This is a genomic window from Leeuwenhoekiella sp. NPDC079379 (genome assembly GCF_044542075.1).
Classification (GTDB): Bacteria; Bacteroidota; Bacteroidia; order Flavobacteriales; family Flavobacteriaceae; genus Leeuwenhoekiella.
Genome location: NZ_JBITTU010000012.1, coordinates 1 through 15,630, shown reverse-complemented (window position 1 = coordinate 15,630; position 15,630 = coordinate 1). Strand labels below are relative to the sequence as shown.

Below are 15,630 nucleotides of genomic sequence, written 5' to 3'. Positions count from 1 at the left end.
TTATTTAGTTACCGAACATTCGGTATATTTAAGTAAGAAATTTTTTTAGATATATTTATCTTCTATCTTTTTCAATGTGTTTTCAAAAATGGTAGTATCCTGCAAACCTTTACTAACCACAAGACTACCTTGTATATCAATTAATGTTTGCATAGCTTTTTCTTCTGCTAAGTGCTCTGATAAATGTATGGATAAGCCAAAATTTTTAAATGCCTCTAACCACTCCTTCATACCATTTGAAATATTATCACTGAACAAATCCATTCCATTCTGCATAGATAAAGCTCTAAATATACAAGAGTCTAGTCCGCCGTTATAAAGCTTCTGTATTTGTAACAATGCATTTTTCAATCTACTTTCAGCAGTTTCCCCTTCTTTATTAAGTACGTTAAATATGTTATCTGCCACCCATTTGCCCGTATGGTTAAGTACAGATTGAGCCATTTCCTTTTTACCATTTGGAAATCTATGATAAAGACTTGCTTTTTTTAAGCCCGTACTATCAGATAGGTCTTTAAGACTTGTGCCTTCATACCCATGTGTTCTTAAGATTTTTGATAGGGAAGTTATTAACTCGTCGTCATTTACTTTTTGTGGTCTCATAAGGCAAAGATATTAAAAATATGCAATTACCGAACGATTGGTAAAATTCATTAATCAAGCTTCAGCTTATTTCTGATACCGTGTTTATAAAAAGTATCGCATGAGTTTACTATTTTTTATTTTGAATTTAAAAATCAAATACTATTTAACTACTGTAGCTTCTAATTCTACCTTTAATGTTTCAAAGAGACTTTTTACTTCTAAAACTGTACTTGCTTGTTTTATGCCGTGATCAGACACCCAATTTTGGAAAATATCAAAACAAGTAAATAGCTCTTCAGTTGAAGTGGTATAAATGTTTAATCTTACAATATTTCCACATTCATAGCCGGCTTCCTTTATAACTCTTTCTAGGTTTTCTATAGCTTGAATTAATTGAGATTTCATATTAGAAGTGCTTGATTTGCCAATATCATCTATTGCTGTTTGCCCAGAAATATAGAGCGTACCTTCTGGCTTTGTAACCTCTACGGCCTGTACATAACTTCTTTCGTTTTGCCATTTCCACGGATTGATGATTCGTTTTTCCATTTTTTCTTCTTTTTTCTTTTGCATTAATGTTGAACTAGGAGTTGATACTCTAATTGCAAATATTTAAATACTTGTATTACTTGTGCGTGACCTATGTCACAATAATAAAGGAGTGCAGTTATTAAGAAGAAAGTCGGCTAAGAGTCTCACGCGAAACTCCTAAATATGAAGCTAAAAGGGTTTTAGGTACACGTTGAAATAATAAAGGATATTGGTTGAGAAGTTGTTCATATCGTTCTTTAGCACTTGATGTTAAAAAAGATAAAATTCTATTTTGTGAAGCTATATGTCCTGAATTAGATTTTTCAAGAAAGAACTGTTTCATTTTGGGTGATTCTGCTGCTAATTTTTGATAGTTTGCAAAGCTCAATGAAAATACGTTAGTGTCTTCTATGCACTGTAAAAACATTTTAGCTTTAGTTTGCGAGAAATAAGCTGAAAAATCACTTTCCCACCAGTCTTCCATCGCAAAGGAAACAATATGTTGTTTTTTATTTTTGTCATCGTAAACTAATTTCAAAAGCCCGGTAACAATCAAATAACAAAACTTTACCTGATCTCCTTCGTGAATAAGAAAATCATTTTTTTTATATGTTTCAAATGAGAAAAATGATAGAATATGTAAGAACTCATCATCTGTAAGCGGTATTATATTTTCAATATGTGCTCTTAATTTTTCTTTCATCAAACTAGAATTAATTTTTATACCACTTGTCAAAGAGATTCCCAATGGTCTAATATAAGAATAGTTGCAGCTTAAAATATACTAACGTTTTAATTATGTACAGACTTGTTACATTCACTTACTTTAGATTAAGCACTTAAACCGCTATTGTTTTTATAAATTATAAGAACTAGCTTACTATATTTCATTTTTCTAATTAAATTCAATTGAAGCTTTTTCTAAACTCTAAGGGCGTCATTGCTGTTTTTTGCTTGAATAATTTGCCAAATGATTGTGGATGTTCAAAACCTAATTCGTAAGCTATTTCATTAACGGAAAGTCCGGTAGTTGATAGTTTTTCCTTTGCCAGTTTTATTATTTTTTCGTGTATAAACGATTGTGTGCTTTTTCCGGTGATTGTTTTTAAAAGTCTTGTCAAATAATTGGGAGACACATTGAGTCTATTAGCTATTTTTTCAACTGTAGGCAAACCATTACGTTTCAACATTTCATCTCTAAGTAAATCATTTAAAGTACATTCAAATTGATCTAAAATTGTGTGGTTAGCCTTTTTGCGTGTAATAAATTGACGTTGATAAAACCGTTTTGAATACGTTAATAAAAGCTCTAAATGTGAAATAATTACATCTTGACTAAAATTATCAATATTTGAGTTATACTCTTGAAAAATATCTTCCATAATCCGAATAAGCATTTTTTCTTCTTTTTCAGAAAGATGCAATGCCTCGTTCAACTGATAGTCAAAAAAGTCATAGTTTTTAATTTTTTTAGCCAAAGCTGTATTCCATAAAAAATCTGGATGAAATAGAAGTAACCACCCAGAATGATTCAGTTCGTTGTTCTCAACTTCAATAGCCATTACTTGATTGGGTGCTACAAATGCTAGAACACCTTCGTCAAAATCATACTCTTGCTGTCCATATTTCATTTTCCCTTCGTATAAGCGTTTTAATGCGATGCAATAAAAGCCGTGCGTTACATGTATAGAAGTACCAGTTTTATGCTTAATATCCTCAAAATTAATGACGCTCACTAGGGGATGTTGTGGGCTTGCGAGATTATTAATTTTATGGTACTCGTTAATACTATGAATATGAACAATGTGTTTTGACATTTATCATTCTATTTATTGTACAATGTAGCAAATTCATTTGCGAAGTCTAAAAGACTCTCACGACCCATCTCTGACGGTTTATTGTTTTCATAATTTTCAGTCAGCCTACCATTCTCTAAACTGTGATACATTTCAGTAAATAGACTGGCTATGTGGGTAGGTATTCCATTTTGTTCAATTCCTTTTTTTATGTCTTCGTCTGAAACTATTGTCCACTTCAAATCTGGTTTACCAATCGCTTGACCCAATATCGTTGCAATTTCCTGTCCGGTATGTTCTGAACTTGCAATATATCTAAACAAATTACTTTGATTGTTTTCTAATTCATAAGTTGCCACCTCTGCTATGTCTTTTGGTGAAACAAGTGGAAATTTAGTTGTACCGTAATTGGCTAAAATTTGACCGGTATATTTTATCATATCAATGTAATTATTGAGATTGTAGTAAAAGTAGGTTGGTCTTAATATGGTCAGACTTATATTCGGTAGTTGTTTGATGATTTCTTCTGAAAAATGCGAACCCAATATTGGGCCTGTTCCATAAGTCAGGTGCCCTCCAAAACTACTTAAAAGTACAACTCTGTAAACTCCTGTTGTTTCAATTGCTTTTGCAAAATTTGTACTTGTTTGTCTGTAATATTCTCTGATATCAGGTTGTGTGTAGTCAGGTGGATTCATTAAGAAAACAGCATCTGCACCAGAAAAAGCAGCAACTAAAAAATCTAAATCCTGTAAGTAGCCAATATGCGGTTTACCGTTGATGTTTTCAATTTCCGCTTTTCGTTCTACTGAGTGACTTATAATTGTTACTTCGTGACCTTTTTTAATTAGGTTTTCAGCAAGTGTTTTCCCTATGTTTCCTAATGAACTTGTAAGTGTTATTTTCATTTTATCATATTCTTTTGTGAGCAACAAAATTCTAATAACGCTTATGAATTGATGTAGTCAAATTAGGCTATTCGCAAGCCAAATTTGATAATTTCATTATGTTCAGGACTTAGTAACATTTTTTTTAAAGTATAGTCTTAAAATACGGCTACAGGTTTAAATTAAGTTACGCACGATTTTAAGTACCCTATCTAGTTTTGAAGATTCCCTAAAATCCAGCTCTCTGCCATCGCCTACAACCTCAAAAAATACCTGAAGTTTATTGAAAAACGCACCAAAAGTAGGGCAGGGATGCTCGGCTTGTTTTTAAGGTTCACGATGACGTTAAATCAAGAGTGAAAGTCCATTTTAAAGAGACTTCATTCTGCTAATTTACAAACGATATAAAAATAGAAAAACCGCAAATAAGCGGTTTAAATAAGTGATATTTTCTAAGAATTAAAGTCTTGTGCAACGGTTACCGGTGTTGGCAAACGTTATTTTTTCCGTTGTTCTTGCATCTTTAATTACCTCAGACGGATAATTATATAGTTCTAAAATTTTGATTGCGTTTCTTGTTTTTAATTCACCTTCTTTAAGTTTATAGTCAAAATTTAATTTGTTGTTTTCTACTTGTTCACTGAAATGAAATAACTCAAAATTTTCTTTACTTAATATATCGGTTAACTCAATATCGTGAGTTGAAACCAAAACAATATTTTTGCCTTTATTGAGATACGATAAAATAGCCTTACCACCAGAAATTCTCTCAATTGTATTTGTTCCTTTAAATATCTCGTCTAAGACAAATAAATGAGGAATTTTGCTTTTAGATACATCTATTAATTTTTTGATGGTCAAAACTTCTTCAAGATAATAGCTTGTATTTTCTAGTAAGTCATCAGTAATTTTAATCGAAGAATATATTTTAAAAAAAGGGGCAATATATTCTTTAGCAAAACAGATGTTTAAAGTTTGAGCTAAAATACTATTTATGGAAATTGACCTTATAAAAGTTGTTTTTCCCGACATATTTGAACCTGTCAACAATAAACTTTTGTTTGTTAAACTTAAATCATTAACAACGCAGTTTTTTATCAATGGATGAGAAATTTCTTTGACTTTTATTTCTTTGTCTTCTGTGAATTCTGGAGAACATAAATTATAATCACTTGCTTTTAGTGAAGCATTAGAAATAGCAGAATCAATTTCTCCTATAAAATGAAACATTTTTTTTAGTTCTTCTCTTTTAGTCGTAATTGAGCCAATGAAACTGTAAAAAATTAGATATTCTAAATTGAAAAGTACTTTTATAAATTCAGATATTAGCCAAACTACTGATGCAAATTCGTTATCAATGTTTTTCTCAAAACTAATAAATGCAGTTTTGAGCTTTATTTTTTCTATTTCTTTAATGAATGATGTGTTTGGGAAATGATGTTTAACTTCTTGAAAACTTGCTATTTTCTTGGAAACATTTAATGCCTTGGAAAGTTGGCTTACACCATCAAGATAATTTGATACATTCCATTTGTTTTTATAATGAAATGCCATATTTAAAGCAAGTATTGGAATTAGAAATATAAAAAAAATGGGAAAGAATATACCTAAGAGGATAAAAGATGTTGATAAACCTGTTAATGTATATATTAACCATAATATTTTTGGCTTTTTAACGGGTTTTGAAGTTACCAAATCTTCAAAATTATAATAATCATTAGAGTTCAGTTTACTCAACTCCAATTGGGTTTTTAGTCTTAAATTTTGATTTTTTTCGAAAAGAAGAACAAGTATATTGAATTTCATCAATTTATCTTGGTTTTCAATTGTTCTTAATTTACAGTAGAGAAATTGTTGACCTATTTTTGAAGAAGTTCTGTCAATTATTTTAAATGTTTCGTTGATATCCAAATCAGATGCACATCTGTCTGATATTATGTGAAATGCTTTTTCTTTTTGGTTATTATTTTGAAAATATTTTTCGATGGAGCCAAAATGGAATTCATCTTTTTTTTTATGTTTGCCCCAATTATTTATTAAATCATTTTTGATTTTTCTTAACGACTTTTTCTTTCTGAAGTTAGTGATTATAAACAGTAAAATTAAAATGATAATTATTCCTAAAATCCAACTCATATATTTTCAGACGATTTTTTTATGTTTACTACGTGTTTGTGTATGATTTCGTTGCGTGTTTCAGCAACTAATTTAGCAAATACAAACCGAATAGAAAGTCCGCGATGACTCTCGTAAGTAGGCTAGAACTAGCAATAAATTATAAACGGCTTAAGTTTGATTCTCTTTAAATTGATAGTATAAATCAGAAAGAACAAAGAGAGGATTAAGGTTATGATATACGCTGAAGTGTTAGATTTTATCAACATTGATAATCCCCTCTCTTTGTTAGCATTAGTTTTTTATTTCACAACATACCTAATTCCAATAAATCCACGAATAAATACGTCTTCAAAGTCAATTTCATATAACGGATTTAATTCAATATTAAATGATAATTTTTTCAAACTCTCAAATGGTTTAATTCCGATTCCAATAGGTATAACTATTCCATTAATATTATTTAATACAATTCCAGCTCCAATATATGTTTCATATTTTTCTTTTTTCACTAAATTATAGTTCAGGACTATTTCCGGTGTTATATTTTCAATATTTGTTCCAGAATATAATCTAAAGTCCGTCCATAATTTGTCGTTAAATTCGTACCCAATTGCAATTTTAGAATTCGATTCATTCTGATAAAAGGATGCAGATATTTGGGAATAACTGTTAGAGAAGATTATTCCAAGAATTAATGTAAAAATTAGTTTTTTAGTTTTCATTTCATAGATTAGTTTTAATTATTCAATTTTGAATTCTGTTTGTAAATTACTGCCAACTCATTATATCCTAACAAATATACTTTTTTACAGAAGTGATTAACGGGATATCAGAACATTTTTATATTGATTAACAGAGCCTTTTTAAAATAGAAAAACCGCTAAGAAGCGGTTTAAATAAGTGATATTTTCTAAGAATTAAAGTCTTGTGCAACGGTTACCTTTGTTGGCAACTGGTTTTATATTTTCAATTCCTTTTATTCGTATTTCGTTCGCCTTTTGTATGTTTTCGGGCGTTTTTGTTATCAGCCTTATCAGATTGATTTCTGTATTATTTTCAGATGTGTTTATTTTCTCAACAACAATTTTTAAAATAAAATTTTCGTCTACTAAAATTTCATTCGAGCTGTTTTCAACAACTTTTTCGTCTATTTGATATATTATTGGATTTTCATTTAACTTCAAATATTTTTCAGAAAGTTTTTTCAGTGTAAGGAACTTTGGATTGTAATCAGATTTCATTTTTAGATAAATCTTTCCATAATATTCTATTCCGTTCATTTCAAATTTTTCCTTTTCTATATTGATTGTCTCAATTTTATCTTGATTTATATAATTCAGCACTTCTTGACTTCCAACAAATTTGTCATTAACAAATATTCCTGCTGGTTTTTGGTCAGAATGAAATTTGCTTGATTTGTCTGAATAGAATATTTTTAATTCTGAATTCTCCGAATAGTTTGGTTTGTTAATTGATTTTTTCCCAGAAAGCTCTTGGCAAAATGAATTAAATGTCAAGAATAACATTAAGACGGTAAAAATGGTTTTCATATTCTGTTATTTTAATTCAAACTTAAATTTCCTTTATTAATTCTGAAATCGAAAATGAGTGAACGTTGCTTTTCAGTTAGTCAATCAGTTTCTCGGTTCAATTAACTTGTTGCCAACTCCTTATATCCAAACAAATATACTTATTTACAGAAGTGATTTACGGGATATCAGAACTTTTTTGTGCTTATAATAAGGGCTTTTATTAAAATAGAAAAACCGCTAAAGAGCGGCTTAAATAAGGGAGATTTTATAAGAATTAGAGACTTGTGCAACGGTTACCATTGTTGGGTACAGTTATTTTTATTTTTCTTCGTAACATTCGTAATTCACTTTTCTTTTCCGAAAATAGTCATCCAAAGATTCTAATACAATTTTTTTCCTTTCCTCATTGGCTTTTTCACAATCACAGATTACAGCGTCTTTATTTTTAGAACCAAGGTATGAACCAATAATATTGCAAGTCTCTATGTAGGCTTCCCTAAAAACAGGACAGTTTTTATTTCCAATTTTAGTAATTCAGTATATGGATTTCCTTTCAAACCTAATAGTTCGGCAAAAGCTGGCTCCGTTTTTAATCCGTCAGATTTTAATTTTTTTATTTTCTTCTTAAAGTCAGCTCCTTTTTCGTTTAAAATTCTGTTTTCAATAATCATATGTCGATAAGCGTTTTGCTTTTCAGTTGGTATATTTTGTCCGAAAATTTCAAACAAAAAATTGTCGGTTTTAAATTCCGCAACAGTTGATTCAATTCCGTTTTGGTTTGTTGAATAAACTTTAAAGTCTTTTTTGTTAGAAAAATTTTCTGATAAATATGTTTTAAATTCAGAGTGATTTTGACATTCACAAATAATATCTAAATCACTTTCTGGTAAATCAATTCCGATTGGAATAGTTCCTGTCAAAATTGGGTTATAGTTTTCGAGTTTCTCTAAAATCTCATATTTTTTTATTTCAGAGAAAGCAAGTTTTTGTCTTTCGTTTCCGAATTCTAAATATTCAATATTTCTAAAATTTTCAATCAATGTCCGAATTTTTTTCAAATTGTGGGCAACGTTGTTGTGTATGGTTAGTTGCGTGGTTAAGCAACTAATTTAGTTAACAAATACGAACCAGAGAAAATTCCGAAGGAATTTTCCAAATAAGCACTTGCCAAAGCAATTAATTATGCACGGTGTTGTAAGCTGGCTTTTCTATTCATAATACTTTTCTAAAGCTCTGTCAAAATCAATTAAGTCGAGCCATTTTAGGTTTTCCAAATCTACAATTTCGTTTGTCCGTTTTTCTCTATTCAGATATTCTAAATCTCTCGGATGAACCTCAATTAATTTTGCTTTATTTTTTTCCGTTTCCTTAAGTCCGTAATAAATTGATGTTGGGTCAAAATCAAGGAATGCGAATTTTTTCTTTTTCAGATTTATGATAATAAAAGAAAAACCACCTTTCGGATTATTCGGATTGTGGGCAGGTTTTCTACAAACTATACATTCCGATTTTTCAAGGAAATCAAATGTTTTATCGTTTTGGAAATATATCCAAGTTCGACTTGAATTCAGTTCAAGTTTCGGATTTTTAGAGTTTGAGTAAATTCCAATTAGTCCAACATAAGCTCCCATTCTCCATTCGTCAATATTGTAGACTATAATTCCGTATTCATTATTTGGTGATGAAACGAAATAATCTTCAGTCCAACCTTCCGATTTGTAGTCAATCAGTTTTTCTTTGTTAATATTCCAACTCAAAATTTCGTTCATTTCCGGTTTTTTCAGCTTGCTTACAACGGTTCGGCTAAGCGTAGTGCGGAGGCAAGGAAACTTTTCGTTTCCGTCTGCCGACGTAGCTAAAGCTTATTGTTTTGCTTTTTCTTTTTGTTTCAAAGCTAAATCCATAAGATTTAGCGACTTCATAAATATACACAGACCATTGGTTTTAGCCCTAAAGTCCGCATTACGTTTAGGCTTTGTTAGCTGTAGTATTTTTATCCGTGATACTGAGTTATAATGATGTCCTTATCTCGGCACCACTTTATTACATTCCCATTTTCATCTATTAATAGAAAGTACTCAATACTCCATTTTTTATGGTGTTCAACGATGTTAACGATATACTTATATAGCTCATTTTTTTATAATATGGCATTGAAATCCGCAAGTATGGGTAACTTTCAGTTTTTGAATTTTTAATCCGGAATTGTTTTTTATCTACTACGTCATAGTTCATTAACTTAGTATAAAAATCAAAGTCCGTCTCTTTTTCAGCATAAGAGCTCAAAATCTGCAAATTCGTTTTCTCATCAAGAAATTCTCTAGTAAGACATTCGTCCACCTGAAATCTGTAATAATGAGGATGCAAGTCCACCGCATATTTTGCAATCCGAATTTTCTTGTTGGAAGAATATTTTTCAATAATAGTGTCCTTGTAAAAATCAAACGCGATTTGTTCAAAAAAAGGCAGTTCAACTTGGCTAAAACCTAAATTGAAACCTAAAACCATAAATATAATCGCAACTTTTGTCTTATACTGAAATAGGTTGACCATTTTTCGGTTTACTATTTTGTTTTTATTGGGTTACTAATATCGGTATTTTTCTGTATTGTCTGTAATTATGATTTTGATTACTGTGAGCAAATTCCGGAGTTCTAAACTCCAGGCTGTAATGCATTCGTTTTGAGTTATAGATTTTGACTGCTTTTTTAACCATTTTCTGAGCTAATTAGACTCACAATTGTTTTACCCAATCCAAATTCCTGTTTTAATATTCCGTTTATTCGTTCGGCTACGGCATTCTCATAAGGGTCGTATTGCTGAGTCATACTGATGTTGATTCCGTTTCTCTCTGCGAAGTTAGTATAGGTAGGGTTACAGTATTGTAGACCGCGGTCTGAGTGATGAATGATCTTTTGGTCTGGATATTCTCGTTGTGCTAAAGCCATTTGCAGCGCATCTATGCAGAGGCTTGTTTTCATATGGTCATTAATTTTGTAACCCATTATTTTTTTTAGAATAGGCATCTGTTACAAGGGCTAGATAGGCATTACCACCATCAGTTTTAATATAAGTGATATCATTTACCCACAGCTGCTCTGCAGCTTGGGGGATGAATTGTTTAACCAGATTAGGATATTTATAAAAATGATGTTTTGAGTTTGTTGTGATGTGTGCTCTTTTAGTTCTTGGTATGAGGAGTCGATGTCTTCTAAGAAGTAGATAGAAGCGATCTCTACCCATTTTGATGTTCTTTTCAACAAGTACCGGCTTGATGTGTTTATACAGCTTTAAACTGCCTGTTTTGGGCATTTCCTTTCTGACCTGTTGAACAAGGTTAAGTATGGCTTGTTCTTGCTGGTTGGACTTTTGATGTGTTGCCAGACGCTTGTAAAAAGCTTGTTTAGATATCCCGAAACATTGGTAGACCCATTTCATTTTGAAAGGTCTCTTTTGCGTTTTTCTATTTCCTTGGCCAATGCTTCGGGCAAATGCTTTTTTGCCAGATCAAGTCCTGATAGGTTCTCCAAATTAGCTATGTAATCCCTTTGAAACTCTTTTACAAACTCGAGTTCTTCAATCTTATCTTTTAGCTTTTTGATTTCATCTTGTTTACTCATACCTCGTTTCTTTTGGTCTAAGGTACTGTATTTTTTTAGCCAATAGTCAATAGAAGATCTTGAAACATTGTAGGATTTAGCAGCATAATTAACGGAGATTTGACCATTTTGGATTTGGTCAATGATCATTAGCTTAAGTTCAAAGCTTACTTTTTGATACTGTTTTTTTGGGCAGGGAGGTTTGTTGTCTTTCATCTTGATCCTGAATTAAATGATTGATTTTTAGTCAACCTATTTCAGGAAATGACGTTTTTTCAGCTTGCAGGTAACGGTTTTGGTTATGAAAAGTAGCGGCTAAAAGTGCTGCTTTCTTTCCGTTTTAAATTTATAGAAATTAAACAAACCAAAACTTGGAAACTATTGAAAATCAGCTATTTTTTATAACCGTTGTTATCTACTTCAGCGACACGCCTGAGTGAAGACGTTTGTTGATCCGCGATATTTTTTTCGGCGTTTGATTGGTTTTGGTAGCTGGATTATCCGTTTTTTTGAGAATCAAGTAGGAGTTTAAAATTAGTTTAATTCACGTTTAGCTTGTCCGCGCAAGAGTGGTTTCCGCGATTTTTTTGTCCGCACTAGTTTAAGATCCGCGCAATTTTTGCGTTTTATTGTCCGTCTCCGTTTAATTGATTTTTATTAAATCCGTCGACGCCTGGTGTTAGAAGTAGAATCTTTGAAATTTTACAGTTCCGAAATAAATTCCGCCGGAATTTCGTTTCGGAGCTGTTGTAGATAACGGTCTCGTATAACCGTCAGTTACGGGTTAAATTAGCGATTATTTTCGGTTAAGCACTGACGTTAGCAATTCCGAGTGGATTCGGACGTAGTCGAATCCGCCGTAATTGCGGTTATACATTGTTGTGCAACGTTTTTTATTTCTTTTTAAAGTCAAATCCTAAATTCAGTTGTAACATTATTGGCCAAATATTTCCATTTCCATTTGTGTCCAAATAATATTGAGGTCCGACGTCAAAAAGTAAGTGAAAATTCTTTCCGTATTTTCTTTGAATTCCCCAAGTTGGTCCAATTGCGAAATCAAAGTCAGAGGTTCGGTTTACATTTTCAGCGATTGAATTCCCACGTGTTATAAATCTCAACGAAACAAAATTTCCAGAATTATTTTCGGTCGTTCTCTTTTTGCTGTTCCGTTTATTTAGATTATAAAACCATTTTTCTTGAACATCTAAAAATGGACTGATTATGTAAATAAATCCACTACCTCCAAAAGTCAAGTCAGGATATCCGCCTCCATACCCAATTCCAAGTCCAGCTGAGAAAGTTGAGTAAGTTCCAGTTGGTAATTCCAATTCTACTCCTGGATTTAAAAAATTCACTCTCCAAATTTTCTCCGTTGCAATGTTGTCGTTTTCTTGAGCGTAGATTAATGTTACTAAAAGTCCAAATAGTAGAGTCAGTAAGTTTTTTTTCATTCGTTTTCGTTTTTTTGGTAAATGTAGCACAACGGTTTGTGTATGGTTAGTTGCGTGTTTAAGCAACTAATTTAGTAAACAAAAACGAACGCGAGAAAATTCCGAAGGAATTTTCCAAATAAGCACTTGCCAAAGCAATTAATTATACACGTTGTTACCTGCTGGCTTTTTATTCCGATTTAGATTTTCAGCCACCATTTTATCGTTTTTAATTTGTCCGATTCTATTTCGGTCAGATTTTGAATTTCAAATTCAGTCAATTTATTTTTTACAGATTCAATTCCGTAATTTTCTTTTATCCAAAAAGGGAATTCCTCAACACTTTTATTCCAATTCCCAATTGTTGATTTTAAAACCACAAGTAAATCTAAATCAGATTTTGGTTTTAATTTTTCTAATATTTTTCCAGCGTATTTTTGGTCAATATATTCCGTTTCAGGTCTCTTTTCGTTTTTAAAAACTTTAACAATTCCGTCTACTATTATTTTATCAGAAACTTTATTCAGTCTGTCCATAAATTGTTGAATCCTTAATTCTCCAATTTTATCCATTAAGTCAATAGAAGAATAAAAGTCATTTTGAAAATCATCTGATGTTTTTGGAATGTTCATCGTTTGTCTTATACTGAAATAGGTTGACCAGTTGCCGGTTTACTATTTTGTTTTTATTGAGTTACTAATATCGGTATTTTTCTGTATTGTTTGTAATTATGATTTTGATTACTGTGAGCAAAGTCCGGAGTTTTAAACTCTAGGTTGTAGTGCATTCGTTTTGAATTGTAGATTTTGACTGCTTTTTTCACCATTTTCTGAGCTAGTTTTAGACTTACAATTGTTTTACCCAATCCAAATTCTTGTTTCAATACTCCGTTTATTCATTCGGCTACGGCATTCTCATAAGGGTCGTATTGCTGAGTCATACTGATGTTAATTTGGTTTAATTCAGCAAAGGAGGTATAAGTAAGATTACAGTATTGCAACCCGCGGTCTGAATGGTGAATGAGCTTTTGGTCGTTATATTTTCGTTTTTTAAGACCATTCGTAATGCATCAATGCAAAGACTTGTTTTCATATGATCATCAATTTTATAACCCATTATTTTTTAGAATAGGCATCTGTTACCAGCGCGAGATACGCATTACCATCATCTGTTTTGATGTAGGTGATATCACTTACCCACAGCTGCTCTGCAGCTGTAGGAATAAAGTCCTTAACTAAATTTGGATATTTATAAAAGTGATGCTTAGAAGTTGTAGTGATATGTTCTCTTTTGGTTCTGGGTATGAGCAGTCGATGTCTTCTAAGAAGTGAATAGAAGCGATCTCTGCCCATTTTAATATGTTTTCAACAAGAGCTGGTTTAAATGATTTATAAAGCTTTAAACCGCCTGTTTTAGGCATTTTTTTTCTAACTTGTTCAACAAGGTTAAGTATGGCTTGTTCTTGCTGGTTAGACTTTTGATGTGTTGACAGACGTTTGTAAAAAGCCTGTTTAGATATCCCGAAACATTGGTAGACCCATTTCATTTTAAAAGGTCTCTTTTGCGTTTTTCTATTTCTTTGGCCAACGCTTCGGGCAAATGCTTTTTTGCCAGATCAAGTCCTGATAGGTTCTCCAAATTAGCGATGTAATCCCTTTGAAACTCTTTTACAAATTCTAGTTCTTCAATCTTATCTTTTAGCTTTTTGATCTCATCTTGTTTACTCATACCTCGTTTCTTTTGTTCTAAGGTACTGTATTTTTTTAGCCAATAATCAATAGAAGATCTTGAAATGTTATAGGATTTGGCAGCGTGGTTAACGGAGATCTGACCGTTCTGGATTTGGTCAATGATCATTAGTTTGAGTTCAAAACTTACTTTTTGGTACTCTTTTTTTGAGCAGGGAGGTTTGTTGTCTTTCATCTTGATCCTGAATTAAATGATTGATTTTTGGTCAACCTATTTCAGTAAATGACGAATGGCTACGCAACCGCCTACGTTATTGCATATGGCACGACTGGAAGAAACCGGAGCGCAAACGTAAAAACCTCATAAGATTAGGCGTGAAACAGGATCGGGCCTATGCCTGGAGTAGGACACGTATGGGAGGTTGGGCAGTAGCCCAAATTCCAATACTTAGGACTACGATCACCCAAAAACGTTTAAGAAAACGAGGTTTTGAGAGTATGCTGGAATATTACCTCAAAGTAAAGTTTTAATTTAACGAACCGCCGTATACGAGACCCGAACGTACGGTGGTGTGAGAGCCGCCGTCCATTCCTAATTAGGGGCGGACTCGTCTACTCGATTGTTGTACCCAGTTTTTATTCCTCCACAATATCAACTCCATAAATTCCATTTTTATTTTCTGGGTGAATTTTTCTCATTGTTTCATAATAATCAGCGAGAAATCTATTTAAATCCACAAGTCCATCTGTCGAATATCGTATCGTGTCTTTTTTATCTGTTAACATTAAAATCCCACGTTTGTTTTGGTCAGTATTTTTCCGCTTTTCATTTCGTTTTAGAAACTGTTCAAATTTCCATATTGTATCGTTCTCGGATATTTTCTTGTCGTAAATTCTTTCCCATTTTGGGTTTTCCTGAAAAGTCAGTTCTTTAAAATTACTAACAATTCTGATTGAGTTAGATTGTTTTGTTATTTCAATTCGTTCATATCCTTGATAAGTACATACAGAATGGTCAAACGAAATTGTCAAAGTGTCCAATTCAGTCATATTTTGTCGAAAGTTGGTCAAATCCGCAATCAAGTCAAATTCGGACGCAGGCTTTTCTTTTTCCGCTTTTTGTTTTTCTTGACAAGACACGAAAATTAGTAGTCCGATTAATATGTAGATTATTTTTCTCAAATTGGGTACAACGTCTCTGTATATGGCTCGTAGCGTGCAAATTATAAAATTATTTTCGGATTATGCACGAGCCGAATTTTTTAATTTTTCTTATAATCTTTTTTCAATAAGCCAAATTAAAAAATTTGGCGGACTAGCAAATATACCTTAACTTCTATTAAGCAACTAACTAGCTATGAGCTAGATACGTTGTTGTACACCGTTTTTTATTCGTTTATAATTTTTTTCATTTCGTCAATCGAATTTGTGTAATCCGACATTTTTCTTCCTTTTCCGATGTGT

The 15,630-nt window shown here is 31.9% G+C and carries 19 protein-coding genes and 1 pseudogene; 1 reads left to right on the top strand and 19 read right to left on the bottom strand.

From position 1 onward, the window contains the following. Nucleotides 1-45 precede the first annotated feature (45 nt). The 18 genes from ACIGAM_RS16915 to ACIGAM_RS16830 form a co-directional block, all read right to left on the bottom strand. Complete coding sequence (locus ACIGAM_RS16915) at nucleotides 46-603, bottom strand: TetR/AcrR family transcriptional regulator (RefSeq protein WP_396512658.1); 558 nt, start codon at nucleotides 601-603, stop codon at nucleotides 46-48. Nucleotides 604-744: 141 nt separating this feature from the next. After that, entirely contained in the window at nucleotides 745-1,134 is a 390-nt protein-coding gene (locus ACIGAM_RS16910) for a RidA family protein (protein ID WP_396512714.1), read from the bottom strand. A gap of 121 nt (nucleotides 1,135-1,255) precedes the next feature. Further along, nucleotides 1,256-1,819, bottom strand: a complete 564-nt coding sequence (locus tag ACIGAM_RS16905) for a Crp/Fnr family transcriptional regulator (protein ID WP_396512657.1) — start codon at nucleotides 1,817-1,819, stop codon at nucleotides 1,256-1,258. A gap of 202 nt (nucleotides 1,820-2,021) precedes the next feature. Beyond that, nucleotides 2,022-2,933: a helix-turn-helix domain-containing protein gene (locus ACIGAM_RS16900; RefSeq protein ID WP_396512656.1), complete on the bottom strand. Its 912-nt coding sequence runs from the start codon at nucleotides 2,931-2,933 to the stop codon at nucleotides 2,022-2,024. 8 nt (nucleotides 2,934-2,941) lie between these two features. Next, nucleotides 2,942-3,820 carry an NAD(P)H-binding protein gene (locus tag ACIGAM_RS16895; RefSeq protein WP_396512655.1) on the bottom strand — a complete coding sequence of 293 codons (879 nt, stop codon included), beginning with the start codon at nucleotides 3,818-3,820 and terminating at the stop codon, nucleotides 2,942-2,944. Between the two features lie 438 nt (nucleotides 3,821-4,258). Beyond that, a complete protein-coding gene (locus ACIGAM_RS16890; protein WP_396512654.1) occupies nucleotides 4,259-5,935 on the bottom strand; it encodes a DNA mismatch repair protein MutS in 1,677 nt (558 codons plus the stop codon). Between the two features lie 281 nt (nucleotides 5,936-6,216). Further along, nucleotides 6,217-6,639, bottom strand: a complete 423-nt coding sequence (locus ACIGAM_RS16885; protein WP_396512653.1) for a hypothetical protein — start codon at nucleotides 6,637-6,639, stop codon at nucleotides 6,217-6,219. 195 nt (nucleotides 6,640-6,834) lie between these two features. Further along, nucleotides 6,835-7,467, bottom strand: coding sequence for a hypothetical protein (locus ACIGAM_RS16880; RefSeq protein WP_396512652.1), 633 nt, complete (start codon nucleotides 7,465-7,467; stop codon nucleotides 6,835-6,837). Nucleotides 7,468-7,931: 464 nt separating this feature from the next. Continuing rightward, nucleotides 7,932-8,489, bottom strand: coding sequence for a DUF4269 domain-containing protein (locus ACIGAM_RS16875; RefSeq protein ID WP_396512651.1), 558 nt, complete (start codon nucleotides 8,487-8,489; stop codon nucleotides 7,932-7,934). A 168-nt stretch (nucleotides 8,490-8,657) separates the two neighbouring features. Then, nucleotides 8,658-9,218 carry a hypothetical protein gene (locus tag ACIGAM_RS16870; RefSeq protein ID WP_396512650.1) on the bottom strand — a complete coding sequence of 187 codons (561 nt, stop codon included), beginning with the start codon at nucleotides 9,216-9,218 and terminating at the stop codon, nucleotides 8,658-8,660. 295 nt (nucleotides 9,219-9,513) lie between these two features. Further along, nucleotides 9,514-10,002: a hypothetical protein gene (locus tag ACIGAM_RS16865; RefSeq protein WP_396512649.1), complete on the bottom strand. Its 489-nt coding sequence runs from the start codon at nucleotides 10,000-10,002 to the stop codon at nucleotides 9,514-9,516. A 155-nt stretch (nucleotides 10,003-10,157) separates the two neighbouring features. Beyond that, nucleotides 10,158-10,430: a transposase gene (locus ACIGAM_RS16860; RefSeq protein ID WP_396512648.1), complete on the bottom strand. Its 273-nt coding sequence runs from the start codon at nucleotides 10,428-10,430 to the stop codon at nucleotides 10,158-10,160. Nucleotides 10,431-10,437: 7 nt separating this feature from the next. Next, the gene (locus ACIGAM_RS16855; protein WP_396512647.1) at nucleotides 10,438-10,887 is read right to left on the bottom strand and encodes a hypothetical protein; all 450 of its coding nucleotides are present in this window, start codon (nucleotides 10,885-10,887) and stop codon (nucleotides 10,438-10,440) included. Beyond that, on the bottom strand, nucleotides 10,884-11,264 hold the full coding sequence (locus ACIGAM_RS16850; RefSeq protein ID WP_396512646.1) for a transposase: 381 nt from the start codon (nucleotides 11,262-11,264) through the stop codon (nucleotides 10,884-10,886). Before ACIGAM_RS16850 ends, ACIGAM_RS16855 begins: the two co-directional genes overlap by 4 nt. Nucleotides 11,265-11,941: 677 nt before the next feature. Then, nucleotides 11,942-12,499 carry a hypothetical protein gene (locus tag ACIGAM_RS16845; protein ID WP_396512645.1) on the bottom strand — a complete coding sequence of 186 codons (558 nt, stop codon included), beginning with the start codon at nucleotides 12,497-12,499 and terminating at the stop codon, nucleotides 11,942-11,944. Between the two features lie 179 nt (nucleotides 12,500-12,678). Further along, a complete protein-coding gene (locus ACIGAM_RS16840; protein ID WP_396512644.1) occupies nucleotides 12,679-13,110 on the bottom strand; it encodes a hypothetical protein in 432 nt (143 codons plus the stop codon). Nucleotides 13,111-13,593: 483 nt separating this feature from the next. Continuing rightward, nucleotides 13,594-13,830, bottom strand: coding sequence for a hypothetical protein (locus ACIGAM_RS16835; protein ID WP_396512643.1), 237 nt, complete (start codon nucleotides 13,828-13,830; stop codon nucleotides 13,594-13,596). A gap of 190 nt (nucleotides 13,831-14,020) precedes the next feature. After that, nucleotides 14,021-14,401 (bottom strand): transposase, encoded by a 381-nt coding sequence (locus ACIGAM_RS16830; RefSeq protein WP_396512642.1) that lies wholly within the window; start codon nucleotides 14,399-14,401, stop codon nucleotides 14,021-14,023. A 50-nt stretch (nucleotides 14,402-14,451) separates the two neighbouring features. Here ACIGAM_RS16830 and ACIGAM_RS16825 point away from each other — a divergent pair. Continuing rightward, nucleotides 14,452-14,697: pseudogene (locus tag ACIGAM_RS16825) on the top strand (group II intron reverse transcriptase/maturase); the annotation flags it as partial. A gap of 105 nt (nucleotides 14,698-14,802) precedes the next feature. Here ACIGAM_RS16825 and ACIGAM_RS16820 read toward each other — a convergent pair. Continuing rightward, nucleotides 14,803-15,306 (bottom strand): hypothetical protein, encoded by a 504-nt coding sequence (locus ACIGAM_RS16820; RefSeq protein ID WP_396512641.1) that lies wholly within the window; start codon nucleotides 15,304-15,306, stop codon nucleotides 14,803-14,805. Between the last annotated feature and the right edge of the window lie 324 nt (nucleotides 15,307-15,630).